Genomic DNA, 23,405 nt, shown 5'->3' on the forward strand with positions numbered 1-23,405 from the left:
ACGGGCAGCCCTTACGCAGCTGCCCGTTTTTTGTGTGCTGGCGGATTTACATGTCGTCTTTGTCGAAGCGCCGCGCTTCGCGTTGCAACTGGTAGACGAAGCGCTCGACCTGGCGCTGTACCAGGCCACTCATGTTGTGAAAGCGCACGCCGGCGAACGTGGTGTCGATGCGCTCTTCGTGGTGCAGGTGGCGCAGTTCCACCGGCGCGGTCATGGCGCCGAAGGGCAGGGCGGCGACGAAACGGTCGTAGACCTCGCCCAGTTGCAGGCGATCGGAGATGTCGCCGTCAAAGCGCAACTTGCAGCCGGTGGCGGAAATATCCAACAGCTTGCCCTTGACCGGGGCTTTGAGCTTCTCACCGCCCAACTCGATATCCACCAGTTGCGCCAGTTTCAGGGCCGCGCGAAAGGCGTTGCGCCGCTGGTGGTAGACCACTTCGGTAGGCATGACCGTGCGGTAGCAGCGGTGATCCTTGGTTTCATCGAGGGTCGGGGTGCCGTTGCTTTCCCAAGCGATCCGCACGCCTTCGTGAAAGCCTTCGACGCGAAAAGGCTCGCCGCCGAACATGAAGCGCTCGCCGTCGCGGGGGATCATTTCATCGAGGGCAATCATGCCGCTGTCGCGGTCGACCTCCACCAGATAGCTCTGAAAGCGCTGGCTGCGTTCATGGAACGTAATAATCAGGGGATCGTGGCTCTCTTGCAGCGACCGCAGGTTAGCGGCGATTTCCAGAGGTGTGGTGAGCACCTTGGGGGGCTGCGGAGCGTCTTCCGCGTTTAAGGCATTGGACACGGTTCATCAATCTCCAGACAAAATACAACTACACGCAAGATCCGGCATTTTGCCAGCATGTGGCGCGGCTTCATAGGGCGCGCTCATAAGGGCTCAAGCCTGACTGAGCGGGCGTGGCTTCGCAAGCTTGGAGGTTGACCCGCGGGCATCGTAGAGCGAAGGCGGTTCGCCACCTGTGAGAATGCGCAACTGGTGTGCGGTGGTGGCTTGTTGCAGTTGGATCGACTGGCCGTTCTGCTCGTTGATGGCGTGGCATTGGGCGAGTTTTTGGTTCAGGACTTCGCTTTGCGCCAGCAATTGCGGGCCAATGCTTGAGTGCTCGGCCAGTTGCGCGAGACCGTTGTGGTTGGCGGGCAGGTTGAGGCTGGCGAGGATTTCGCTGCGCTTGCGGCCATGCTGCTCCAGCAAAATGATTAACGCCTGTTTTTGCGCGAGGATTTCTTCGAGCAGCCGCATGTCGCGTCCGTGGAGGGCCAGGGACTCGGTTTGCAGCAACTCCAGCAACTGTTGAGCTGGAGCAAAGTCGTCGGTAATCAGTTGCAGTAAGTTGGTGTCGTGCATGACGGGCCTTGGGTTCTAAGCGTCCAAAAGCCTGGCGCAGGCCTTGGGCTAGCGCTGGGCTTCGAAATTGAGCAGCTTGCTGGCTACACGGTTGCTGTCGACTTTATAGCTGCCATCGGCAATCGCTTGCTTCAACTCGGCCACGCGGGCCTTATCGACGGCAGGCTGATCGCGCAGCTTGTCGGTGACCTTCTGCAACTGTTGAGCCTCATTGCTCAGGTGTACCGATTCCCCGCTTTTGCTGGCGGAGGGCTGTTGGGCGGCGGTAGTGACCGGCGCGGACTGCCCGGCATCACCGGTTTCTTTGTTGGCGCCGCTACGGGCGGTGGCCAATGAGGGGGAGCTGTTTAATCGGCTGAAATCGATGACCATGATGGAAAAAACCTCTGGGTATTTGGACGCTTGCCATGTTTTCGGCCATACCCGGAAAAACTTTAGGCTCAATTATCGGTAGACGAACGCGCCAGGGCCACGCGGCGTACTGGCACAGTCTAGGGAACGACTGAGGCAAGCGCCAGTGCTCTACAAGGCCACCTCGACCTGGCCCGGAGCGGTCACCCGTGCCTTGATGACCCGTTGGGAGTTGAGGTTCTTGACCCGGATCTGTTCGCTCATGCCGCCATTGGACAGGGCTTCCCCCGGCATCCGCACGCTGAGGGTGCCGCTGCGCGCCGAGATCACCACCTGGTCGCCCTTGCGCACCACTTCGGCCTGCTCCATGTGCACCAGGGTAATGACTTGGTCGTTGACCATTGGTCGGACAAGTTTTTGCCCGATCGCCTGATCGACGGAAGTCAGGTAACTCTGTGTTATCAGGCTGATATCACGCTCGCGTAGGGTGACGTCTTCGGGGCCGATGATGGCGGTGCGCTTGAGCGGCCGGGTGGTGGTCACGATCTCGCGAAACAGGCGTACTTGAGCGGGTACGAACACGGTCCAGGGCGCAGCGCCATCACAGCGCACGCGCACCGTGACACGGCCCAGGGGCACGGCGGGGCTCTCCAGGGTCGCTGTCAATTCCTTGTCGCACTGGGGCAGGCGCAGGCGCGGGTCGAGCTGGTTGACCTGGATCTCGTAGCGTCCTTCGGTCTGGCTGGTGGCCAGGTAGTCTTCCACGGTGAATTCAAGAAACCCTTGGGTGACGCCGATAAGCAGATCAGGCAAGGTGACCGAGTCGGCCAGGGCCGGGCCGCCGACGGCCAGGCAACACAGCGCCGACCAGGCGCACAGGCCTTTGCGGTAGGTTGAGGTCAGGCGTCGGGAAAATGTCGTTTTGGCGTTCATAAGAGTTAAAAAGCAAGCGCCGTGCCGTTTAGCAATGAACGGGCGTCGGATCTTTTCAAGTGTGTGGGTGTAGTGGGAGTCGGGCATGGCTGGTGTAATGGATTCGGTGAACCAGCGCACGCAACTGGTGGGGCAGAATCGCCTTGAGCTGTTGTTGTTCCGCTTGGACGGAACGCAGCTTTACGGGATCAACGTGTTCAAGGTTCGGGAGGTGCTGCAATGCCCCAAACTGACGGTGCTGCCTAAGTCCCATCCTGTCGTGTGCGGTGTCGCCAATATTCGCGGTGCGACCATTCCGATTCTGGACTTGGCGATGGCCACCGGGTCGGGCGGTTTGCAGGACCAAAGCAACCCCTTCGTGATAATCACGGAGTACAACACCAAGACCCAGGGTTTCCTGGTGCGCTCGGTGGAACGTATCGTCAACATGAACTGGGAGGAGATCCACCCGCCACCCAAGGGCACCGGGCGCGATCACTACCTGACCGCCGTTACCCGGGTCGATAACCAGTTGGTGGAAATCATCGACGTAGAGAAGGTGCTGGCTGAAGTGGCGCCGACGCCGGAGTCGATTTCCTTTGGCGTGGTGGACACCGAAACCCAGCAAAAGGCCATATCGCTGCGGGTGTTGACGGTGGATGACTCCTCGGTGGCGCGCAAACAGGTTTCGCGTTGCCTGCAAACCGTTGGGGTTGAGGTGGTGGCGCTCAATGACGGTCGCCAGGCGTTCGAATACCTGCGCAAACTGGTGGACGAGGGCAAGAAGCCCGAAGAAGAATTTTTGATGATGATCTCCGACATCGAGATGCCGGAAATGGACGGCTACACTCTCACGGCCGAGATACGCAACGATCCACGCATGCAAAAACTGCATATCATCCTGCATACTTCGCTGTCCGGAGTGTTCAATCAGGCGATGGTCAAGAAAGTCGGTGCCGATGACTTCCTGGCCAAATTCCGTCCTGATGACCTGGCAGCCCGGGTCGTTGACCGGATCAAAGCAGCAGATCACAGCTAGGGGCGCCTGCCCCGGCGAACAACACGATTTTAGAGGCGGTATCTTTGTCTACGGGTAATTTGGATTTCGAACAGTTCCGGGTCTTCCTGGAAAAAGCCTGTGGCATTTTGCTCGGTGAGAACAAGCAGTATCTGGTGTCGAGCCGTCTCAACAAACTGATGGAACAGCAGGGCATCAAGTCCCTGGGGGAGTTGGTCCAGCGTATCCAGACCCAGCCGCGCAGTGGTTTGCGCGAGTTGGTGGTGGACGCCATGACCACCAACGAAACCCTGTGGTTTCGTGATACCTACCCCTTTGAGGTGCTCAAGAACAAGGTGCTGCCCCAGGCGATCAAGGCCAACCCCGGCCAGCGGCTGCGCATCTGGTCGGCGGCCTGTTCGTCGGGGCAGGAACCTTACTCCCTGTCCATGGCCATCGACGAGTTCGAGCGGGTCAACATGGGGCAGTTGAAGATGGGGGTGCAGATTGTTGCCACCGACCTGTCGAGCACCATGTTGAACAACTGCAAGACCGGCGAATACGACAGCCTGGCCATCGGCCGCGGTTTGTCGCCCGAGCGCTTGCAGCGTTATTTCGACCCCAAGGGGCCGGGGCGCTGGGCAGTTAAGGCACCGATCAAGAGCCGGGTGGAGTTTCGCTCGTTCAACCTCTTGGACAGCTACGCCAGCCTGGGCAAGTTCGATATCGTGTTCTGCCGCAACGTGCTGATCTACTTCTCCGCCGAGGTGAAGAAAGACATCCTGCTGCGTATCCACAGCACCCTGAAACCGGGCGGTTACCTGTTTCTCGGCGCGTCGGAAGCCTTGAACGGCTTGCCGGACCACTACCAGATGGTCCAGTGCAGCCCGGGCATTATCTACCAGGCCAAGTGATTGGCTGGCGACAACGAAAAACGGGAGCCCTCAGCGGCTCCCGTTTTTTTTGCCGTCACTGTAGTTGGCTGGCCTGCGGTGGGAGCGAGCCTGCTCGCGTTAGCGGGCGAGTCGCTACCGTCGCGCCGGTGGCTGACCTGCCGCCCCCGCAAAGCGGCAGAAAAGCGGCGGCCAGCGGAAACCCATTGCCGCTTTTCTGGCATCGGTGCCTTGCCGGGGCCGGCAAAGCCCGTGTTTTCGGGGGGTTATGCAGTTGGCACGCGGCTTGCTAAGTTCCAGCTACGAAAAACCGGTCACCCAAAGGTTTCCCGACATGAGCATCAGCTTCGACAAAGCGCTCGGTATCCATGAACAGGCTCTTGGCTTTCGCGCCAAGCGTGCCGAAGTCCTGGCCAACAACATCGCCAACGCCGATACCCCGAACTACAAGGCTCGGGATCTGGACTTTTCGGCTGTGCTGGCGGCGCAGAGCGAAAAGACCAAGAGCGGCGCCTTCGCCTTGAATATGACCAATAACCGTCATATCGAAGCGCAAGGCCTGGGCAATGGCGACGAATCGTTGCTGTATCGCACGCCGATGCAGCCCTCGATCGACCAGAACACCGTGGATGCCCAGCTCGAGCAGTCGAACTATGCCGAGAACTCGGTCAACTTCCAGGCCAGCTTCACGCTGCTCAATGGCAAATTCAAAGGGTTGATCGCAGCCCTGCGCGGAGAGTAACCATGTCCCTGTCCAGTGTTTTTAACATCGCAGGTTCCGGCATGAGTGCCCAGACCACGCGCCTGAACACCGTCGCCAGTAACATCGCCAACGCCGAGACGGTCTCCTCGAGCATCGACCAGACCTATCGCGCCCGTCACCCGGTGTTCGCCACCATGTTCCAGGGCGGCCAGAGCGGCGGCAGCGATTCGCTGTTCCAGAACCAGGACGCTGCCGGCCAGGGCGTGCAGGTGCTCGGCGTAGTCGAAGACCAGAGCAACCTGGATGCACGCTACGAACCCAACCATCCGTCCGCTGACGCCAAGGGCTATGTCTATTACCCCAACGTCAACGTGGTCGAGGAAATGGCTGACATGATTTCCGCCAGTCGGTCCTTCCAGACCAACGCCGAAATGATGAATACCGCCAAAACCATGATGCAGAAGGTCCTGACCCTGGGTCAGTGATAAGGGGCTACTCCTATGAGCGTTAAGGACACCACCAGCGCCAACGCCTTCAATGACGTCGTCAACAACGTCAAGAAGACCGGCGGCACCGACGGCGCCAACACGACCAAGAAGGCTGCCGACGGCACCGTCATGGGCAAGGATGCGTTCTTGCAGTTGCTGGTCACCCAATTGAAAAACCAGAACCCGCTGGAGCCCCAGGACAACGGCGCGTTCGTTGCCCAGTTGGCGCAGTTCAGCAGCCTGGAAGGCATCACCACCCTCAATGACTCGGTGTCGTCGCTGTCCACCAGCTACAAGTCGTCCCAGGCCTTGCAGGCCTCGTCGCTGGTGGGCCGCTCGGTGATCGTGCAAACCGACACGTCGGTGGTCGACCCGGAAAAAGGCCTCACCGGTTCTCTGGTCGTCAGCAAGCCGATCAGCAACGCCACCATCACCGTCACCGACAAGGACGGCAAGGTCGTCAAGACCATCGACATGGGCAGCCAGGTCGCTGGCAGCCCGACCTTTACCTGGGACGGTACCAACACGGCCGGTGAGAAAGTCGAGAAGGGCACCTACTCCTTCAAAGCCACCACCAAGACCGACGATGGCACCGTTGCCCTGCTGACCTCCCTGCCGGCGACCGTCAACAGCGTGACGCTGAGCCAGACCGGCGGCGAAATCATGCTTAACCTCGCTGGCCTGGGCGCCGTTGCCCTGTCCAAAGTCCAAACGATTGGTTTGTAGAGCCGAATAACGCGGCACAAGGAGTGAGATATGTCTTTCAACATTGGCCTCAGCGGTCTCTATGCATCCAACAAGCAACTGGACGTCACCGGTAACAACATCGCCAACGTCGCGACCACTGGTTTCAAGTCCTCTCGTGCGGAATTCCAGGACGTCTACTCGGCCCTGCGCCTGGGTAACGGCAGCAAGACCATCGGCAACGGCGTGAACCTGGCTAACGTGTCCCAGCAGTTCAGCCAGGGCGACGTGAACACTTCCGGCGGCATGCTGGACATGGCGATCCAGGGCGGCGGCTTCTTCACCCTGAGCACCAACGGCTCGCTGAGCTACACCCGCGCCGGCACGTTCCAGCGTGACAAGGAAGGCTTCGTCACCACCTCCGACGGTACCGGCCGCCTGCAAGGCTACGCCGTGGACGACGAAGGCAAGGTCGTCAAGGGTATTCTCACTGACCTGCGCATCGACCAGGCCAACCTGCCGCCCAAGGCGTCGAGCAAAGTCGACTCCACCAGTAACCTCAAGTCCACCAGTGACGTCATCAACCAGACCGACATTCCGTTCGATCCGAGTAACCTCAAGTCCTTCACCGAGCAGTTCAGCACCACCATCTACGACACCCAGGGTAACTCCCACCCGATGGACCAGTACGTGGTCAAGACCGGCTCCAACACCTGGAAGACCTACACCCTGATCGATGGCCGCAACCCTAACGGCTCGCCGGTGACCGGCACAGGCGCCCAGGCACCGGTGGCTTCGACCATGTCCTTCGACACCGCTGGCGAACTGACGGGCATCGTCACTCCACCTAGCACCGCCTCCAATACCACCCTGACCATCCCGGGTACCGGTACCGGCGCCTGGGTGCCCAGCGTCATGGTCGGCGGTGTGTGGACCCCCAACGGCGCGGCCGCTAACCCCGATGGCATTGCCATCAACATGGCCAGCATCACCCAGTACAACTCGGTGACCTACCGCAACCCGCCGGTCACCGACGGCTACGCCACCGGCGAAATCACCGGGCTGAAAATCGACGGCAATGGCGTGATGTTCGCCAACTTCAGCAACCAGCAAAGCAAGGCCATTGGCCAATTGGCCCTGGCCAGCTTCAACAACGAGCAAGGCCTGCAACCGGCGGGTGGCACAAGCTGGAAAGAAACCTTCGCCTCGGGCCAGCCAGGCTATGACACCCCGCAGACCGGCACCCTGGGCACCATCGTGGCCGGTAACCTGGAAGGCTCCAACGTCAACCTGACCAACGAGTTGGTGGACCTTATCAAGGCGCAGAGCAACTACCAGGCCAACGCCAAGACCATCTCCACCCAGAGCACCATCATGCAGACCATCATCCAGATGACCTGATAGCGGTTCGCGCTCTACCAAAAGCCCCTCGAAAGAGGGGCTTTTTTGTGTGTGGGAGCGAGCAAGCCCGCACAGTTTTGGGAACACGTTCACCGGGGCATTTCTGTGGGAGCAAGCCTGTTCGCAATGGCGCCCCCCGACTGCGCCGCTCATCTGCCGCGGCCCCAGCGGGTTACTCCACACAAAAGAAAACCCCCGGCAAACCAAAAGTCTGTCGGGGGTTTTTCAGTCAGCGCCTGGCGGGGCTGGACGGCTCAGCTTATTGGCAGGCTTCGCAATCCGGCTCGTCGATGGCGCAGGCTTTTGGCACGGGGGCCGGGCCGGCAGGGGCGGCGAGGACCGAGTCGTCGCCGTGGTTGCCGCCGCTGGATACCGCGTTCAGCTTGCCGGTGTTGATGGTCGATTTCTCGGTGCTGGTGGCGGCCAGGGCACGGAGGTAGTAAGTGGTTTTCAGGCCACGGTACCAAGCCATGCGGTAGGTCACGTCCAATTTCTTGCCCGAGGCGCCGGCGATGTACAGGTTCAGCGACTGAGCCTGGTCGATCCACTTCTGGCGGCGGCTGGCGGCGTCGACGATCCACTTGGTGTCCACTTCGAACGCGGTGGCGTAGAGCTCTTTGAGTTCCTGCGGGATGCGCTCGATCTGCTGCACCGAACCGTCGTAGTACTTGAGGTCGTTAATCATCACCGAGTCCCACAAGTCGCGGGCCTTGAGGTCGCGAACCAGGTACGGGTTGATGACGGTGAACTCACCCGACAGGTTGGATTTCACATAGAGGTTTTGATAGGTCGGTTCGATCGACTGCGAGACGCCGGTGATGTTGGCGATGGTGGCGGTCGGTGCGATGGCCATGATGTTGGAGTTACGAATGCCTTTCTGCACGCGGGCACGAACCGGTGCCCAGTCCAGGGATTCGTTGAGGTCAACGTCGATGTACTTCTGGCCGCGCTGCTCGATCAGGATCTGCTGCGAGTCCAGCGGCAGGATGCCTTTGGACCACAGCGAGCCCTGGAACGTCTCGTAGGCGCCGCGCTCGTCGGCCAGGTCGCAGGAAGCCTGGATCGCGTAGTAGCTGACCGCTTCCATGGACTTGTCGGCGAACTCGACCGCGGCATCCGAACCGTAGGGAATGTGCTGCAGGTACAGAGCGTCCTGGAAGCCCATGATGCCCAGGCCTACCGGGCGGTGCTTGAAGTTGGAGTTCTTCGCTTGCGGCACCGAGTAGTAGTTGATGTCGATCACGTTGTCGAGCATGCGTACCGCAGTGTTGACGGTGCGTTCCAGCTTGGCGGTGTCGAGCTTGCCGCCCACGATGTGGTTCGGCAGGTTGATCGAGCCCAGGTTGCAGACCGCGATTTCGTCCTTGTTGGTGTTCAGGGTGATCTCGGTGCACAGGTTCGAGCTGTGGACCACGCCCACGTGCTGCTGCGGGCTGCGCAGGTTGCATGGGTCCTTGAAGGTCAGCCATGGATGGCCGGTTTCAAACAGCATGGACAGCATCTTGCGCCACAGGTCTTTGGCCTGGATGGTCTTGAACAGCTTGACCTTGCCCGGGTACTCGGTGAGGGCTTCGTAGTACTCGTAGCGCTCTTCGAAGGCCTTGCCGGTCAGGTCGTGCAGGTCCGGCACTTCCGATGGCGAGAACAGGGTCCACTTGCCGTCGTCGAAGACGCGCTTCATGAACAGGTCGGGGATCCAGTTGGCGGTGTTCATGTCGTGGGTGCGGCGACGGTCATCACCGGTGTTCTTGCGCAGCTCGATGAACTCTTCGATGTCCATGTGCCAGGTTTCCAGGTAGGCGCAGACCGCGCCCTTGCGCTTGCCACCCTGGTTCACGGCGACGGCGGTGTCGTTCACGACCTTGAGGAACGGCACGACGCCCTGGGACTTGCCGTTGGTGCCCTTGATGTACGAACCCAGTGCGCGCACCGGGGTCCAGTCGTTGCCCAGGCCGCCGGCGAATTTGGACAACATGGCGTTGTCGTGGATCGCGTGGTAGATGCCCGACAGGTCGTCCGGCACGGTGGTCAGGTAGCAGCTCGACAGCTGTGGGCGCAGGGTACCGGCGTTGAACAGGGTCGGGGTCGAGGACATGTAGTCGAAGGACGACAACAGGTTGTAGAACTCGATGGCGCGGTCTTCTTTGTTCTTTTCTTCGATGGCCAGGCCCATGGCCACGCGCATGAAGAAGATCTGCGGCAGTTCGAAGCGGATACCGTCCTTGTGGATGAAGTAACGGTCGTACAGGGTTTGCAGGCCCAGGTAGGTGAACTGCTGGTCACGCTCGTGGTTGATCGCCTTGCCCAGTTTTTCCAGGTCGAAGTCGGCCAGTACCGGGTTCAGCAACTCAAACTCGATGCCCTTGGCGATGTAGGCCGGCAGGGCCTTGGCGTACAGCTCGGCCATTTCGTGGTGAGTGGCGCTCTGGGCCACTTGCAGGAAGCCCAGGCCTTCGGCGCGCAGGGTGTCCATCAGCAGGCGGGCGGTGACGAACGAGTAGTTCGGCTCGCGCTCGACCAGGGTACGGGCGGTCATCACCAGGGCGGTGTTGACGTCGCTCAGGGCCACGCCGTCGTAGAGGTTCTTCAGGGTTTCGCGCTGGATCAGGTCGCCATCGACTTCTTCCAGGCCTTCGCAGGCTTCGGTGACGATGGTGTTCAGGCGGCCCATGTCCAGCGGCGCGAAGGTGCCGTCGGCCAGGGTGATGCGGATCGAGGGGTGAGCCTGCACGGCGTCGGCGGCCGGCGCGCGGGTGGCGCGTTCCTTGGAACGGGCGTCGCGGTAGATCACGTAGTCGCGGGCCACTTTCTGCTCGCCGGCACGCATCAGGGCCAGTTCGACCTGGTCCTGGATTTCTTCGATATGGATGGTGCCGCCCGAAGGCATGCGGCGCTTGAAGGTCGCGGTGACTTGTTCGGTCAGGCGGGCCACGGTGTCGTGGATTCGCGACGAGGCGGCAGCGGTGCCGCCTTCAACTGCGAGGAACGCTTTGGTGATGGCGACGGTGATCTTGTCATCGGTGTAAGGAACGACAGTGCCGTTACGCTTAATCACTCGCAATTGGCCCGGTGCGGTGGCGGACAGATCCTGGTTGGAATCGGCGGCCTGCGGCACATTGCCCTGCGGGTTCTCGCGAGTTGTGTCGGTTTGCATGGGTGTCTCCACGTTCTCTATGTTTGTTGGGGCACCGTCTTGGTGCCCACCGTTCCGTCCTGAAGCACTACAACCGGCGAGGCCGGGCATAACCACTTCGGGACAGGAGGAAGGCGCTCTTGCGGGCGTCGCTTCCATGCCGAAGTCTTGGGTTCCAAGCCGCAAGGCGCGAAACCGTTTTGCGATGGATGACAGATTCTCTACTGCAACACCCGTACCGCTTTGGCCGTGGTTGGCTGCAAAGCGGTGGCCATCCGCAGACGCGGTTTGGTCTTCTGAAATGACGATTGGTTCAACCAAACGCAAGCAAGAAAAGCACTTGAGTTTCTTGTCTGAACTGTGTTTGGTTTTTGTCTCGAAACCCCATATGTAGGGTTTTTCGGCGCGCGAGCTACAAGATAATGCGTTTGGGTGGATGATTGCAACGTGATACCTGTGGATAAAGCTGTGCGTAAATTGTGTATGAAAGACGTATTCGTCCTGTAGGCCGCGTCGCTGCTGGACTGCGCCGTTTGTCACTGTTTTTTACCGCCGGAAATAGCCTTGGGCGGATTTTTGCGGGCGCGAACCCTATCACAAAAAAGGGTACTTACCGAGCCCATTTGCCCGCTTGTCTTTAGCCGCGCAGGCGTTGCTACAATCGCCCGTTCGATTCGCTGTCTTATCCGCCCCAAACATTACAAAAAGACGGGCGGATCCTTCCTTTATCAGTGTTTTTGGCAAGCAGAGGTCCCCGTGGAGCAAGAAGCGTGGCAGGTATTGATTGTCGAGGACGACCAGCGTCTGGCTGAGTTGACCCGTGATTACCTGGAAAGCAATGGATTGCGTGTCGCCATCGAGGGCAACGGTGCCCTGGCCGCCGCCCGGATCATCGCCGAGCAACCGGACCTGGTGATCCTCGACCTGATGCTGCCCGGCGAGGATGGCCTGAGCATCTGCCGCAAGGTGCGCGACCGCTATGAAGGACCGATCCTGATGCTCACCGCCCGTGCCGACGACATGGACCAGGTGCTGGGCCTGGACCTGGGTGCCGACGACTACGTGTGCAAACCCGTGCGCCCGCGCTTGTTGCTGGCGCGCATCCAGGCGTTGCTGCGCCGCAGCGAAGCGCCGGAGCCGGCGGCCCCGGAAAAACCCCGGCGCCTGCAATTCGGCCCGTTGGTGGTGGACCACGCCTTGCGCGAGGCCTGGCTGAGCGACGCCGGCATCGAATTGACCAGCGCCGAGTTCGACCTGCTGTGGCTGCTGGTGGCCAACGCCGGACGCATCCTCTCGCGCGAGGAAATCTTCACCGCCCTGCGCGGCATCGGCTATGACGGCCAGGACCGCTCCATCGACGTGCGCATCTCGCGCATCCGCCCCAAGATCGGCGACGACCCCATCCACCCGCGGCTGATTAAGACCATCCGCAGCAAAGGCTACTTGTTCGTTCCCGAAGCCTGCGTAGACATGCCGCTGTGAACTCCATCTTCCTGCGCATCTACGGCGGCATGTGCGCGGCGCTGATCCTGGTGGCGGTGCTCGGCGTGCTGGCGCTGCACCTGCTCAACCAGGCCCGCGGCGAGCAGTACCGCGAACGCCTGGCCCACGGCACGTTCTCCCTGATGGCCGACAACCTGCAACCGATGAACGAGTTCGAGCGCCGCCGCGCCGTGACCATGTGGGAGCGCCTGTTGGGCATCCCGCTGAAGTTGCAGACCTTCGCCGACACCGACCTGGACCTCGGCCAGCGCAACCGTATCCTGCGCGGCCAGGCGCTGGTGGAGCAAACCGGGCCGCACGCGGCGCGGGTTTATCGGCTGGTCAGCCAGAAGGAGCAACTGGTGCTCACCGGCGAGGTGTTGCAGATCAGCGAGCAACTGGCGCGGGCCACCATCTACCTGCTGGCCGATGAACTGGTGCGCTACCCCGTGGCCGAGCAGCCCCAGCGCCTGGCAGCCCTCAAACGCGACAAGGGCTTTGGCTTCGACATGCACCTGGTTGACCTGGAACAGGCCGACATGGACGAAGACCAGCGCCGCCGCGTGGCCGAAGGCGACACGGTGATGGCCCTGGGCAAGGGCGGCGATTCGATCCGCGTGTTCGCCGGCATGGTCGGCACGCCCTGGGTACTGGAAATCGGCCCGCTGTACCAGATGAACCCCTACCCGGTGGAGTGGTTGGTGCTGATTGCCGCCCTGGGCCTGAGCTTGATCGGCTTGATCGTGTACCTGCTGGTGCGTCAGTTGGAACGCCGCCTCAGTGGCCTGGAGTCAGCGGCCACGCGCATCGCCCAGGGCAGCCTGGAAACCCGCGTGCCGGCCCGTGGCGCCGACTCGGTGGGGCGCCTGGCCGCGGCGTTCAATGGCATGGCCGAGCACTTGCAGCGCCTGCTGGCCATTCAGCGTGAACTGGTGCGGGCGGTGTCCCACGAGTTGCGCACCCCGGTGGCGCGCTTGCGCTTCGGCCTGGAGATGATCGCCTCGGCCGCCACGCCTGCGGCCCGCGACAAGTACATGGACGGCATGGACAACGACATCCAGGACCTGGACCGCTTGGTGGATGAAATGCTCACCTACGCGCGCCTGGAGCAGGGCTCGCCGGTGCTCGACTTCCAGCGAGTGGACCTCGATGCCCTGGTCAACCAGGTGATCGAAGAACTGGCGCCGCTGCGGGCCAACGTCAAGGTCCGGCGTGGCTTGTGCCTGTCGGCCGCCAACTGCGACGACGCCTGGGTCGAGGCCGAGCCGCGCTACCTGCACCGCGCCTTGCAGAACCTGGTGGGCAACGCCATGCGCCATGCCGAGGGGCAGGTGTCCATCAGCTATCAGGTGGGCCAGCAACGCTGCCGCATCGACGTCGAAGACGACGGGCCGGGCGTGCCGGAAAGTGCCTGGGAGCGGATCTTCACCCCGTTCCTGCGCCTGGACGACAGCCGCACCCGGGCCTCGGGCGGCCATGGCTTGGGCCTGTCCATCGTGCGCCGGATCATCCATTGGCACGGCGGCCGGGCGCTAATCAGCAAAAGCAAAAGCCTCGGCGGCGCGTGCTTCAGCCTGAGCTGGCCGCGGCATCAGGAGAAGTAGCAAGCGGGCCTGCCAGCGATGGCGGTCTCAAGATCGCCCTCGCGGGCGAGCCCGCTCCCACACAAATAGTTTCCACCCCATAAACGCAGCTCAGGCCACACAAAAGCAGTTCCCCCATTCAGCCCACTACCACATGGCTGATGTCAGGCCTCAACCCCCACCAAACTCAGCAACTGCCCATCCGCCACACAAAACTGCCCGTCCAGTTCGCGGCCGTGGTGCCAGTCGCCGGACAGGTCGGTGAGCAGGCGCAGGCGCACGTGGCCGCTGCGGTCCCAGGCCAGCACTTGGGCATGCTCGAAGTAGAAGCGCTGGCGCACGATGGGGTAGAGGGCCTTGAACAGGCTTTCCTTGGCCGAGAAGGTCAGGGTCACCAGCAGGGCGATATCCTCGGCGGGGCCGGCGGCCATGCGCTTGAGTTCTTCACCGGTGAGGATTTCCCCGGCCAGGCGTCGCGCCCGTTCCTCGTCCAGCAGGTTTTCCAGGTCCATGCCCAGGCCTTGCCAGTGTTCCTTGCGCGCGACGATGGCTGCCGCCCGGCCCGTGCCGTGGGTGATCGAGCCGCACAGGTGCGCCGGCCACACCGGGGCACGGTCCTCGCCAATGGCCGGCACGCAGTCGAGGCCGTCGAGCCGGTGCAGGGCGGCGCGGGCGCACAGGCGCCCGGCGAGGAATTCGGCCTGGCGCTTGGCCACCGAGCGTTGGATGTTCGGCGGCGCGGCGATGGCGCTGCGCTGGAAGTCGTCGCCGGCCAGGTGCGCCGGGTCGAACCGGGTGCTCAGCAGCACGGTGTGCGCCAGGGGCACGGGCAGCGGCCAATGGTCGTCGAGGGGGGAGCAGCAGGCGGGGAGGGTGTGGGTGGCGTTCATCGCGGCATTTTGCCCCGGTTGCCCCGGTGCTGGGTAGTGCAGGTTTGGTTCAGCCCAGGTTCAGCAGGCGTTCAGGGGCAGTTCAGGGGCCGTTGGTTACTGTAGCGACGTCCCCAAACAGCGCACCGCGCAACAGGAAAACCACTATGACGACTTTCAAGAAGTTGATTCTGGCCTTCACCGTTCTGGGCGCCAGCGCCATGGTCCAGGCTGGCGACAGCAATTTCGCCAGCCTGATCCTGGGCCAGACCAGCGACAAAGTGAAGAAATCCGGCTCCCTGGACCGCCACCTGGGCAGCCCCAACGCCGATGGCGTGATCGGCAAGGACACCACTTGGGGCCTGCGCCTCGGTCAGCAGAACAGCGAAGGCCGCTACTACGCCACCTACGACAACGTCTCCGGCTCCCACAATGGCCTGAAATTGCGCCAGGAAAACCTGCTGGGCAGTTACGACAAATTCCTGCCGGTCACCGCCAGCACCCAATTGTTCGGCGGCGCCACCGCCGGCCTGACCAAACTGACCCAGGATTCCCCCGGCATGAGCCGCGACAGCGACATCGGCTACGCTGTGGGCGTGCAGGCCGGCGTCTTGCAGCAAGTTTCGCAAAACACCTCGGTGGAACTGGGTTACCGTTACCTGCGCAGCAATGCCAGCACCGAAGTGAGCGAGCGCGGCGTGGGCAAACAAGGCTCCCTGAGCCTGACCAGCAGCGCGCAGACCTACCTGTCGGCCAACTACGCATTCTAAGTACAGGTCGCAACGCCGGGCGCCGGGCCACCTGCGCCCGGCGCCCGTGCATCGGTCCAAGAGGTGAGGCCCCCCATGAAACTGCTGGTCGTCGAAGACGAAGCGCTGCTGCGCCATCATTTGTACACCCGGCTCAGCGACAGCGGCCATGTGGTCGAGGCCGTGGCCAATGCCGAGGAGGCGCTGTACCAGATCGAGCAGTTCAACCACGACCTGGCGGTGATCGACCTCGGCCTGCCGGGCCTGGGTGGGTTGGACCTGATCCGCCAGTTGCGGGCGGCCGGCAAGAGCTTCCCGATCCTGATCCTCACCGCCCGCGGTAACTGGCAGGACAAGGTCGAAGGCTTGGCCGCCGGGGCCGACGACTACCTGGTCAAGCCGTTCCAGTTCGAGGAGCTGGAGGCGCGTCTCAATGCGTTGCTGCGCCGCTCCAGCGGCTTTACCCAATCCACCATCACCGCCGGGCCGCTGCTGCTGGACCTCAACCGTAAGCAGGCATCCCTCGATGACCAACCCCTGGGCCTGACCGCTTACGAGTACCGCATCCTCGAATACCTGATGCGCCACCATCAGCAAGTGGTGGCCAAGGATCGCCTGATGGAGCAGCTCTACCCGGACGACGACGATCGCGACCCCAATGTCATCGAAGTGCTGGTGGGGCGCCTGCGCCGCAAACTGGAGGCGCCCAACGGCTTTAAACCCATCGACACCGTGCGCGGCCTGGGCTACCTGTTCACCGAGCGCTGCCGATGATCCGCTCGCTACGCCTGCGCCTGATGCTGGCGGCCACCACCCTGGCCGTGTTGTTCATGCTGGCCTTGCTGCCGGCGATGCAGGGCGCGTTCAGCCTGGCCTTGCAGGACTCCATCGAACAACGCCTGGCCTCGGACGTGACCACGCTCATCTCCGCCGCGCGGGTGGAAAACAACCACCTGCAAATGCCTGCGCAACTGCCCGACGAGCGCTTCAACCTGGCCGACAGCCGCTTGCTGGGCTACATCTACGACCGCGAGGGGCACCTGGTGTGGCGCTCGCGGGCCACCCAGGAAGAAAACATCAACTACACCCCGCGCTACGACGGGCGCGGTAACGAGTTCGAGCGCATCCGCGAAAGCAGCGGCCAGGAATTCTTCGTCTATGACGTCGAGGTGCAGTTGCTCGGCGGCAAGAGCGCGGCGTTCAGCATCGTTGCCCTGCAACCGGTGCGCGAATACCAACTGACCCTGCAAGGCCTGCGTGAGAACCTCTACCTGGGTTTCGGCGCGGCTTTGCTGGTGCTCCTGGCGCTGCTATGGATCGGCCTGACCTGGGGCCTCAAGGCTCTGCGCCGGCTCAGCCAGGAACTGGACGAAATCGAGGGCGGCACCCGCGACAGCCTCAGCGAAGAACACCCCCGCGAATTGCTGCGCCTGACCGGCTCCCTCAACCGTTTGCTGGACAGCGAGCGCGAGCAACGCAGCCGTTACCGCGATTCCCTCGACGACCTGGCCCATAGCCTGAAAACCCCGTTGGCGGTGCTGCAAGGCGTCAGCGAAGACCTGGCCCGCCACCCGCAAAACCGCGAACAGGCCCGGGTGCTGCAAGGCCAGATCGAACGCATGAGCCAGCAGATCAGCTACCAACTGCAACGGGCCAGCCTGCGCAAAAGCGGCCTGGTGCGCCATCAGGTGCGCCTGCGCCCGGTGCTGCAAAGCCTGTGCGACACCCTGGCCAAGGTCTACCGCGACAAACCGGTGCGCGTCACCTTCGATTTGCCGCAGCGCTGTTTCATGCCTATCGAGGAGGGCGCGCTGCTGGAAATGCTCGGCAACCTGCTGGAAAACGCCTATCGCCTCTGCGTGGCGCAGGTGCGGGTGAGCGTGCGCCACACCCACGCGGGCACCGAGCTGTGGGTCGAAGACGACGGCCCCGGCGTGCCGCCCAACCAACGCGCGCGGGTGATCCAGCGCGGCGAACGCCTGGACCGCCAGCACCCCGGCCAAGGCATTGGCCTGGCGGTGGTGCAGGACATCATCCAAAGCTACGGCGCGCGCCTGACCCTGGACGATTCGCCCCTGGGCGGGGCGGCGTTTCGGGTTCATTTTGCGGTTGGTTGATTGGCTGGGGCTTTCGGGCCTCATTGCGGGCCAGCCTGCACAGAACTGGGTTACAACTCTCCTCCCTGTAGGCGCAACGGTCTTACCCCGACCACTCGCCACCGCCACTGCGTGCCGCCATCGCGAGCAGGCCCGAAGAGGCAAAAAGAACATCCCTCCCACACCACCGTTCAACTGTGGGAGCGGGCCTGCCCGCGATGGCGATCCGGCGCTCGGCGGCGAAGCCTCTGGCACGGCCGGATAGGACCGCTGCGTACCCCGGCGCGGGCGAACCCGCTGGCTACATCTGCTCGCGATACGCGCCTGGGGTCAGGCCGGTCCATTTCTTGAACGCCCGGTGAAACGCCGACGGCTCGGAAAACCCCAAATGCTCGGCGATCTGTTGCAACGACAGGTCGGCGCGGCGCAGGTGGTGGATGGCGATATCGCGGCGCAACTGATCCTTCAACGCCTGGAAACTCGAACCCTCTTCGCGCAGGTGCCGGCGCAGGGTCTGTGGGCTGATGTGCAGGTGCGCGGCCACGGCTTCAAGGTCTGGCCAGCGGCGGCTGTCCTGGCTGAGCAGGCGCCGCAACTGGCTGCTCAGGCTGTCACCGTCGTCGGGGCGCGACAGCAGGTCGGCGGGCGAGCGTTCGAGAAAATGCTTGAGGGTGCGCTCGTCCTGCAACAGCGGCATCGCCAGGTAGCGGCCGTGGAACACCAGGCGGGTGGAGCCGCTGGCGAACCGGTGGGGGCAGGGGAACAGCAACTCATACTCGCTGGCGTGGGCGGGTGCCGGGTAGCTGAAGGTGGTGTGTTCCAGGCGAATGCGCTGGCCGATCAGCCAACTGCTCAAGCGGTGCCAGATCAGCAGCAGCGACTCGCTCAAGAAGTGGTCCGGGTCGCGCAGGTCGCGGTCATCCAGGCTCAGGCACACCCATTCGCCCTCGCGCTCAAGCCGCAGGCGCGGCGCGGCGGGGAACAGGCTGTAGAACAGCAGGCCACGTTGCAGGGCTTTTTCCAGGTTACGGCAGTGGATCAGCGCGTGGCACATCATGGCGAAGGTGCCGCGTTTGCTCGGCACCTGGGCGAACCCCAGGTATTCGTCGTCCAGGCGTTGCCACAGGCGTTGGATCAGGTCGGTGAACTGTTGGGGGGCAATGCGCGCGCGTGGCTCGTCGAGCCACTGTGGGTGGATGCCCAGTTCCTGGAGCAGGTCGTTGCAGTCCAGGCCCTGGCGGCGTGCGCCGGACAGGGCGGCGCGGGCGAAATGGCTGGCGATAGTGCGTTCGCGCATGGGGGGCAGGTCCGTCCATTGAGGGGCGGATAGTAGCCAGCTCATGGCGCGAGGAACAAGGCGGAAATCCGCCAAATTGTAGGGCGAGAACCGGGTGGCGGGCGGAAATCCGCCATTGTCGCCTGCGCATTTTGTCAAGGTTCAGAGCCTGAAACCCTTGTGGGAAAAGGCTTACAGTGGTTTTACCGATAGTGGCACGGTGCTTGCGATAAGGGTGAGAGGTCTGCTTTCGCGCAGCTCGACAAAACAAATCCCTCCAGTGCAGGAGGGTTCGCACTTTAGGTGTCGTGGCCGTCAGTTGGATGACTGCCGGGCGGCGCTGTTGAGGATCTTTCCCATGACGACTCGTCAGCCGTTTTACAAATCCCTGTATGTACAGGTGATCGTAGCCATCACCATCGGTATTTTGCTGGGTCACTTCTATCCGCAGACCGGCGTCGCCCTCAAGCCGCTGGGCGACGGGTTCATCAAGCTCATCAAGATGGTCATTGCCCCGATCATCTTCTGTACGGTGGTCAGCGGTATCGCCGGCATGCAGAACATGAAATCGGTCGGCAAGACCGGCGGCTACGCGCTGCTGTACTTCGAGATCGTCTCCACCATCGCCCTGCTGATCGGCCTGGTGGTGGTCAACGTGGTGCAACCGGGCGCCGGCATGCACATCGATGCCTCGACCCTGGATGCCTCCAAAGTCGCGGCCTACGTGACCGCAGGCGCTGACCAGAGCATCGTCGGCTTTATCCTCAACGTGATCCCATCGACCATCGTCGGCGCCTTCGCCACCGGCGACATCCTGCAAGTGTTGATGTTCTCGGTAATCTTCGGTTTCGCCCTGCATCGCCTGGGTGCCTACGGCAAACCGGTGCTGGACTTCATCGATCGCTTCGCCCACGTGATGTTCAACATCATCAACATGATTATGAAGCTCGCCCCCATCGGTGCCCTGGGCGCCATGGCGTTCACCATCGGCGCCTACGGCGTGGGCTCGCTGGTGCAACTGGGCCAGTTGATGATCTGCTTCTACATCACCTGCGTGCTGTTCGTGGTAGTGGTGCTGGGCGCCATTTGCCGCGCCCACGGCTTCAGCGTGCTGAAACTGATCCGCTACATCCGTGAAGAACTGCTGATCGTGCTGGGTACGTCGTCCTCCGAGTCCGCGCTGCCGCGCATGCTCATCAAGATGGAACGCCTGGGCGCCAAGAAGTCGGTGGTGGGCCTGGTCATTCCGACCGGTTACTCGTTCAACCTCGACGGCACCTCGATCTACCTGACCATGGCGGCCGTGTTCATCGCCCAGGCGACCGACACCCACATGGACATCACCCACCAGATCACCCTGCTGGCGGTGCTGTTGCTGTCCTCCAAAGGCGCTGCGGGCGTGACGGGTAGCGGCTTCATCGTATTGGCCGCCACCCTGTCGGCGGTCGGCCACCTGCCGGTGGCGGGCCTGGCGCTGATCCTGGGTATCGACCGCTTCATGTCCGAAGCCCGCGCCCTGACCAACCTGGTGGGCAATGCCGTGGCAACCCTGGTGGTGGCCAAGTGGGTCAAGGAGCTGGACACCGACAAGCTGCAAACCGAACTGGCTAGTGGCGGCCGCGGTATCTCCGACACCCGTGAAGAAGACGACCTGGGCGTGGCCGAAGGCCCAACCCCAAGTGGCGTGAAATAAGCCCACCGGTTGTATGAAAAACCCGCTTCGGCGGGTTTTTTCATGGCCGCCCATTGAGCGCAAAGGTCAGCGCCCTTGACGTTAACGGTGATTGCCGCCGCGCCCGGGCCTGCCTAGGCTTGGGGGCATCGCTCAAGGAGAACGCTTATGCCCGGCCCATTGGCAACCCTCAAGGTTCTGGATTTTTCGACCCTGCTACCGGGGCCGTTCGCCTCGCTGCTGCTGGCGGACATGGGCGCGCAGGTGCTGCGCATCGAGTCCCCCAGCCGCGTTGACCTGGTGCGGGTGCTGCCGCCTCACGATCGCGGCGTCTCTGCCAGCCACGCCTATCTCAACCGCAACAAGCGCAGCCTGGCCCTGGACCTCAAGCAACCCGAGGCGCTGGAGCTGGTGCGGCAACTGGTGGCCGAGCACGACATCCTGATCGAGCAGTTCCGCCCCGGCGTGATGGAACGCCTGGGCCTGGGCTACGAAGCGTTGAAGGCCCTCAACCCACGGCTGATCTACGTGTCGATCACCGGCTACGGCCAGACCGGCCCGTACCGCGATCGCGCCGGCCACGACATCAACTACCTGGCCCTGGCCGGTGTCGCTAGCCACACCGGGCGGCGCGACAGCGGGCCGCTGCCGTTGGGGGTGCAACTGGCGGATGTGGGCGGCGGCTCCCTGCACGCGGTGATTGGCCTGCTGGCGGCGGTGGTGGCGCGCCAGCACAGCGGCGTGGGCCAGTACCTGGACGTGAGCATGAGTGACTGCGCCATGAGCCTGAATGCCATGGCCGGCGCCGGTTACCTGGCCTGCGGCGTGGAGCCGGGCCCGGAGCAGCAGATGCTTAACGGCGGCAGTTTCTACGACTACTACCGCAGCCGCGATGGCCGCTGGCTGTCGGTGGGCAGCCTGGAACCGGCCTTTATGCAGCAACTGTGCGTGGCCCTCGGGCGCCCGGAACTGGCCGCCCGAGGCCTGTCGCCCGAGCCGCAACAGCAGCAGGCGCTGAAAGCCGAATTGCAGATCGAGTTCGAAAAACACGACTTCGCCGCGTTGTGTGAAAGGTTCGCCGCGGTGGACGCCTGTGTCGAACCGGTGCTGAGCCTGGGCGAAGCCTTCGCCCACCCACAATTCAGCGCCCGGCAAATGACCTGCGAAGTGCCCCGGGCCGATGGCACCACCCAAACCCAAATGGCTTGCCCGCTGAAATTCTCCCAACCCCTGCCCGAACCCCGCCACATCGGCGTGGCAGTGGGCGCCCATAGCGATCAAGTGCTGGCGGAACTGGGCCTGAGCGAACAGCGCATCGCCCAGCTAAGGGCCGCCAACGTGGTGGGGTAGGGCCTATATAGGAGCAACTGTCTTACCCCTAACCATTGGCCACCGCCACTCAGTGCCGCCATCGCGAGCAGGCGCGCTCCCACAGCGGAAAAATGCCCCCCACACCACCCTTCAAGGGTGGGGGCGGGCTTCACTCCACCCGCGTTTCCCCGCTGAACACCAACGTCTGCCGGCACTGCCGGCACAAATAGCGCCGGCCCTGGCGCACCAGGCTGTGGCGCTGGGCGGAGAAGGGGAAGTCGCTGTCGGCGCATGGGCAGCGGTAGATGTAGCGGGTTGCGCTGCGGCGCTTGATGGCATAGGTGTGGCAACGGTTGGGCGGCAGTTCATACACGCCGCGCATGATGAGCTGCCATTCCTCGCCATGGGGGGCGATGCGCTCGCCGAACAACTGATGGGCGATCAGGTGCGCAACCTCGTGGGCCACGGTCTGCTTGAGAAAGTCTTCGCTGTTTTCCCGGTACAGCTGCGGGTTGAAGCGCAGCAGGTTTTCGTGCAGGTGCGCGACGCCGGCCTTCTGCCCGCGCAGCTTGAGGCTGACCACGGGGCGCTTGAAGGGGCGTTTGAAAAAGGTTTCGGCTTGTTGGAAGCAGTCTTCGACGCGGCGGTTGAGTAGCTCGGGCATGCGGTACGGGTCTCCAGAGGTTGCGAGTATGCCGTAAACCGGGGGCTTTCCGAATTGCCCGGGCGCCGGGCGGTCATTTGCCGGGCAAAAGAAGGCCGCCTTGCGGCGGCCGGTATTGGCAGCGATGGGGTTGTTATAGGTGCGGCGTCAGTTGGTGTAGATGGGGCCGACGCCCAGGCCCCAGACAATGACGGTGAACGCCATGATGGCCACCAGCACTACCAGGCCCACGGCCAGCACCGAACTGGAAAACAGGAAGCCCTCGTCCGAAGGGATGTTCATGAAGGTCGGCAACCCCACATACAGCAGGTACACCGTGTAGCAGATGGCCGCCGTGCCGACGATCATTCCCAGCCACATGTGCGGGTACAGGGCCGCGAGGCCGCCAATGAACAGCGGTGTCGCGGTGTAGGTGGCAAACGCGATGCAGCGGGCGAGGCTGGGGCTGGCGTCATAGGTGCGCGCCATCCAGTGCACGAACGCGCCCATTACGGCCACGCCGCCGAGCATGGCCAGGTACGACATGATGGTCATCCACAGCGCGCTTTCCTGGGTCAGCATGACCGGTGCGCGGTTGCCAATGACCCAGCCGACCTGGGTGGTGCCGATAAACGCTGAAATCGCGGGGATCGCCGCGAGGATCAAGGTGTGGGTGAGGTACATATGGCTGATGCTTTCTTCGGCATCGCCCCGGATGTCCCGCCATTCTTGGTCGGGGTGGGTAAAGAGCCCTACGACGTGGTGAATCATGGTCAGTCACTCCTTTGTTATTGCCATCGCCCCCCAG

Annotated in this window: 22 protein-coding genes; 13 read left to right on the forward strand and 9 right to left on the reverse strand. The window is 62.8% G+C overall.

Annotated elements, in window-relative coordinates; all coding sequences use genetic code 11:
* Positions 1-46 precede the first annotated feature (46 nt).
* The 4 genes from AC19YT_RS09820 to flgA all read right to left on the reverse strand — a co-directional run bounded on the left by AC19YT_RS09820 (position 47) and on the right by flgA (position 2,638).
* A complete protein-coding gene (locus AC19YT_RS09820) occupies positions 47-793 on the reverse strand; it encodes a flagellar brake protein (protein WP_095106828.1) in 747 nt (248 codons plus the stop codon).
* Positions 794-886: 93 nt separating this feature from the next.
* On the reverse strand, positions 887-1,354 hold the full coding sequence (locus tag AC19YT_RS09825) for a flagella synthesis protein FlgN (protein WP_095106830.1): 468 nt from the start codon (positions 1,352-1,354) through the stop codon (positions 887-889).
* Positions 1,355-1,402: 48 nt separating this feature from the next.
* Positions 1,403-1,726 carry a flagellar biosynthesis anti-sigma factor FlgM gene (gene flgM / locus AC19YT_RS09830; protein WP_095106831.1) on the reverse strand — a complete coding sequence of 108 codons (324 nt, stop codon included), beginning with the start codon at positions 1,724-1,726 and terminating at the stop codon, positions 1,403-1,405.
* A gap of 150 nt (positions 1,727-1,876) precedes the next feature.
* Positions 1,877-2,638 (reverse strand): flagellar basal body P-ring formation chaperone FlgA, encoded by a 762-nt coding sequence (flgA, locus tag AC19YT_RS09835; RefSeq protein ID WP_095106832.1) that lies wholly within the window; start codon positions 2,636-2,638, stop codon positions 1,877-1,879.
* A gap of 85 nt (positions 2,639-2,723) precedes the next feature.
* Here flgA and AC19YT_RS09840 point away from each other — a divergent pair, with 85 nt between their 5' ends.
* The 6 genes from AC19YT_RS09840 (at position 2,724) to flgE (ending at position 7,783) form a co-directional block, all read left to right on the forward strand.
* A complete protein-coding gene (locus tag AC19YT_RS09840; protein ID WP_500597598.1) occupies positions 2,724-3,656 on the forward strand; it encodes a chemotaxis protein CheV in 933 nt (310 codons plus the stop codon).
* 44 nt (positions 3,657-3,700) lie between these two features.
* On the forward strand, positions 3,701-4,528 hold the full coding sequence (gene cheR / locus AC19YT_RS09845) for a protein-glutamate O-methyltransferase CheR (RefSeq protein WP_095106835.1): 828 nt from the start codon (positions 3,701-3,703) through the stop codon (positions 4,526-4,528).
* Positions 4,529-4,841: 313 nt separating this feature from the next.
* On the forward strand, positions 4,842-5,249 hold the full coding sequence (gene flgB, locus AC19YT_RS09850; RefSeq protein ID WP_095107034.1) for a flagellar basal body rod protein FlgB: 408 nt from the start codon (positions 4,842-4,844) through the stop codon (positions 5,247-5,249).
* A 2-nt stretch (positions 5,250-5,251) separates the two neighbouring features.
* Positions 5,252-5,695, forward strand: coding sequence for a flagellar basal body rod protein FlgC (flgC, locus tag AC19YT_RS09855; protein ID WP_095106836.1), 444 nt, complete (start codon positions 5,252-5,254; stop codon positions 5,693-5,695).
* Between the two features lie 15 nt (positions 5,696-5,710).
* Positions 5,711-6,424 carry a flagellar hook assembly protein FlgD gene (flgD, locus tag AC19YT_RS09860; RefSeq protein WP_095106838.1) on the forward strand — a complete coding sequence of 238 codons (714 nt, stop codon included), beginning with the start codon at positions 5,711-5,713 and terminating at the stop codon, positions 6,422-6,424.
* Positions 6,425-6,454: 30 nt separating this feature from the next.
* On the forward strand, positions 6,455-7,783 hold the full coding sequence (gene flgE, locus AC19YT_RS09865; RefSeq protein WP_095106840.1) for a flagellar hook protein FlgE: 1,329 nt from the start codon (positions 6,455-6,457) through the stop codon (positions 7,781-7,783).
* 259 nt (positions 7,784-8,042) lie between these two features.
* On the opposite strand, the gene AC19YT_RS09870 is transcribed toward flgE, so the two are convergent.
* Positions 8,043-10,937, reverse strand: coding sequence for a ribonucleoside-diphosphate reductase subunit alpha (locus AC19YT_RS09870; RefSeq protein WP_500597594.1), 2,895 nt, complete (start codon positions 10,935-10,937; stop codon positions 8,043-8,045).
* Positions 10,938-11,672: 735 nt separating this feature from the next.
* Here AC19YT_RS09870 and AC19YT_RS09875 point away from each other — a divergent pair.
* On the forward strand, positions 11,673-12,398 hold the full coding sequence (locus AC19YT_RS09875) for a response regulator (RefSeq protein WP_095106844.1): 726 nt from the start codon (positions 11,673-11,675) through the stop codon (positions 12,396-12,398).
* Entirely contained in the window at positions 12,395-14,002 is a 1,608-nt protein-coding gene (locus AC19YT_RS09880) for an ATP-binding protein (RefSeq protein ID WP_095106846.1), read from the forward strand. The genes AC19YT_RS09875 and AC19YT_RS09880 overlap by 4 nt, the downstream gene beginning before the upstream one ends.
* Before the next feature lie 143 nt (positions 14,003-14,145).
* On the opposite strand, the gene AC19YT_RS09885 is transcribed toward AC19YT_RS09880, so the two are convergent.
* Entirely contained in the window at positions 14,146-14,871 is a 726-nt protein-coding gene (locus AC19YT_RS09885) for a 4'-phosphopantetheinyl transferase family protein (protein WP_500597592.1), read from the reverse strand.
* 146 nt (positions 14,872-15,017) lie between these two features.
* On the opposite strand from AC19YT_RS09885, the gene AC19YT_RS09890 reads away from it, so the two are divergent.
* The 3 genes from AC19YT_RS09890 to AC19YT_RS09900 all read left to right on the forward strand — a co-directional run bounded on the left by AC19YT_RS09890 (position 15,018) and on the right by AC19YT_RS09900 (position 17,716).
* A complete protein-coding gene (locus AC19YT_RS09890) occupies positions 15,018-15,620 on the forward strand; it encodes a hypothetical protein (protein ID WP_500610168.1) in 603 nt (200 codons plus the stop codon).
* A 75-nt stretch (positions 15,621-15,695) separates the two neighbouring features.
* Entirely contained in the window at positions 15,696-16,373 is a 678-nt protein-coding gene (locus AC19YT_RS09895) for a response regulator (RefSeq protein WP_095106852.1), read from the forward strand.
* Positions 16,370-17,716, forward strand: coding sequence for an ATP-binding protein (locus tag AC19YT_RS09900; RefSeq protein ID WP_095106854.1), 1,347 nt, complete (start codon positions 16,370-16,372; stop codon positions 17,714-17,716). Before AC19YT_RS09895 ends, AC19YT_RS09900 begins: the two co-directional genes overlap by 4 nt.
* 280 nt (positions 17,717-17,996) lie before the next feature.
* Here AC19YT_RS09900 and AC19YT_RS09905 read toward each other — a convergent pair whose 3' ends face one another.
* A complete protein-coding gene (locus tag AC19YT_RS09905; RefSeq protein ID WP_500597589.1) occupies positions 17,997-18,992 on the reverse strand; it encodes an AraC family transcriptional regulator in 996 nt (331 codons plus the stop codon).
* 337 nt (positions 18,993-19,329) lie between these two features.
* Here AC19YT_RS09905 and AC19YT_RS09910 point away from each other — a divergent pair, with 337 nt between their 5' ends.
* Positions 19,330-20,664: a dicarboxylate/amino acid:cation symporter gene (locus AC19YT_RS09910; RefSeq protein WP_095106858.1), complete on the forward strand. Its 1,335-nt coding sequence runs from the start codon at positions 19,330-19,332 to the stop codon at positions 20,662-20,664.
* A 147-nt stretch (positions 20,665-20,811) separates the two neighbouring features.
* A complete protein-coding gene (locus AC19YT_RS09915) occupies positions 20,812-21,993 on the forward strand; it encodes a CaiB/BaiF CoA transferase family protein (protein ID WP_500597587.1) in 1,182 nt (393 codons plus the stop codon).
* Positions 21,994-22,123: 130 nt separating this feature from the next.
* On the opposite strand, the gene AC19YT_RS09920 is transcribed toward AC19YT_RS09915, so the two are convergent.
* Both AC19YT_RS09920 and AC19YT_RS09925 read right to left on the reverse strand, forming a co-directional pair.
* A complete protein-coding gene (locus tag AC19YT_RS09920; RefSeq protein WP_500597585.1) occupies positions 22,124-22,618 on the reverse strand; it encodes a SprT family zinc-dependent metalloprotease in 495 nt (164 codons plus the stop codon).
* Between the two features lie 147 nt (positions 22,619-22,765).
* Entirely contained in the window at positions 22,766-23,368 is a 603-nt protein-coding gene (locus AC19YT_RS09925) for a Yip1 family protein (RefSeq protein ID WP_095106864.1), read from the reverse strand.
* Positions 23,369-23,405 lie beyond the last annotated feature (37 nt).

This window comes from Pseudomonas sp. MF08875, assembly GCF_059862525.1.

Coding starts and splice junctions, on each gene's coding strand:
- AC19YT_RS09890 (WP_500610168.1), top strand. CDS start 15,018: ATGACGACTTTCAAGAAGTTGATTCTGGCCTTCACCGTTCTGGGCGCC.
- AC19YT_RS09870 (WP_500597594.1), bottom strand. CDS start 10,937: ATGCAAACCGACACAACTCGCGAGAACCCGCAGGGCAATGTGCCGCAG.
- AC19YT_RS09925 (WP_095106864.1), bottom strand. CDS start 23,368: ATGATTCACCACGTCGTAGGGCTCTTTACCCACCCCGACCAAGAATGG.
- AC19YT_RS09885 (WP_500597592.1), bottom strand. CDS start 14,871: ATGAACGCCACCCACACCCTCCCCGCCTGCTGCTCCCCCCTCGACGAC.
- AC19YT_RS09910 (WP_095106858.1), top strand. CDS start 19,330: ATGACGACTCGTCAGCCGTTTTACAAATCCCTGTATGTACAGGTGATC.
- AC19YT_RS09915 (WP_500597587.1), top strand. CDS start 20,812: ATGCCCGGCCCATTGGCAACCCTCAAGGTTCTGGATTTTTCGACCCTG.
- AC19YT_RS09920 (WP_500597585.1), bottom strand. CDS start 22,618: ATGCCCGAGCTACTCAACCGCCGCGTCGAAGACTGCTTCCAACAAGCC.
- flgE (WP_095106840.1), top strand. CDS start 6,455: ATGTCTTTCAACATTGGCCTCAGCGGTCTCTATGCATCCAACAAGCAA.
- flgA (WP_095106832.1), bottom strand. CDS start 2,638: ATGAACGCCAAAACGACATTTTCCCGACGCCTGACCTCAACCTACCGC.
- AC19YT_RS09825 (WP_095106830.1), bottom strand. CDS start 1,354: ATGCACGACACCAACTTACTGCAACTGATTACCGACGACTTTGCTCCA.
- flgB (WP_095107034.1), top strand. CDS start 4,842: ATGAGCATCAGCTTCGACAAAGCGCTCGGTATCCATGAACAGGCTCTT.
- AC19YT_RS09895 (WP_095106852.1), top strand. CDS start 15,696: ATGAAACTGCTGGTCGTCGAAGACGAAGCGCTGCTGCGCCATCATTTG.
- AC19YT_RS09900 (WP_095106854.1), top strand. CDS start 16,370: ATGATCCGCTCGCTACGCCTGCGCCTGATGCTGGCGGCCACCACCCTG.
- flgC (WP_095106836.1), top strand. CDS start 5,252: ATGTCCCTGTCCAGTGTTTTTAACATCGCAGGTTCCGGCATGAGTGCC.
- flgD (WP_095106838.1), top strand. CDS start 5,711: ATGAGCGTTAAGGACACCACCAGCGCCAACGCCTTCAATGACGTCGTC.
- AC19YT_RS09905 (WP_500597589.1), bottom strand. CDS start 18,992: ATGCGCGAACGCACTATCGCCAGCCATTTCGCCCGCGCCGCCCTGTCC.
- AC19YT_RS09840 (WP_500597598.1), top strand. CDS start 2,724: ATGGCTGGTGTAATGGATTCGGTGAACCAGCGCACGCAACTGGTGGGG.
- flgM (WP_095106831.1), bottom strand. CDS start 1,726: ATGGTCATCGATTTCAGCCGATTAAACAGCTCCCCCTCATTGGCCACC.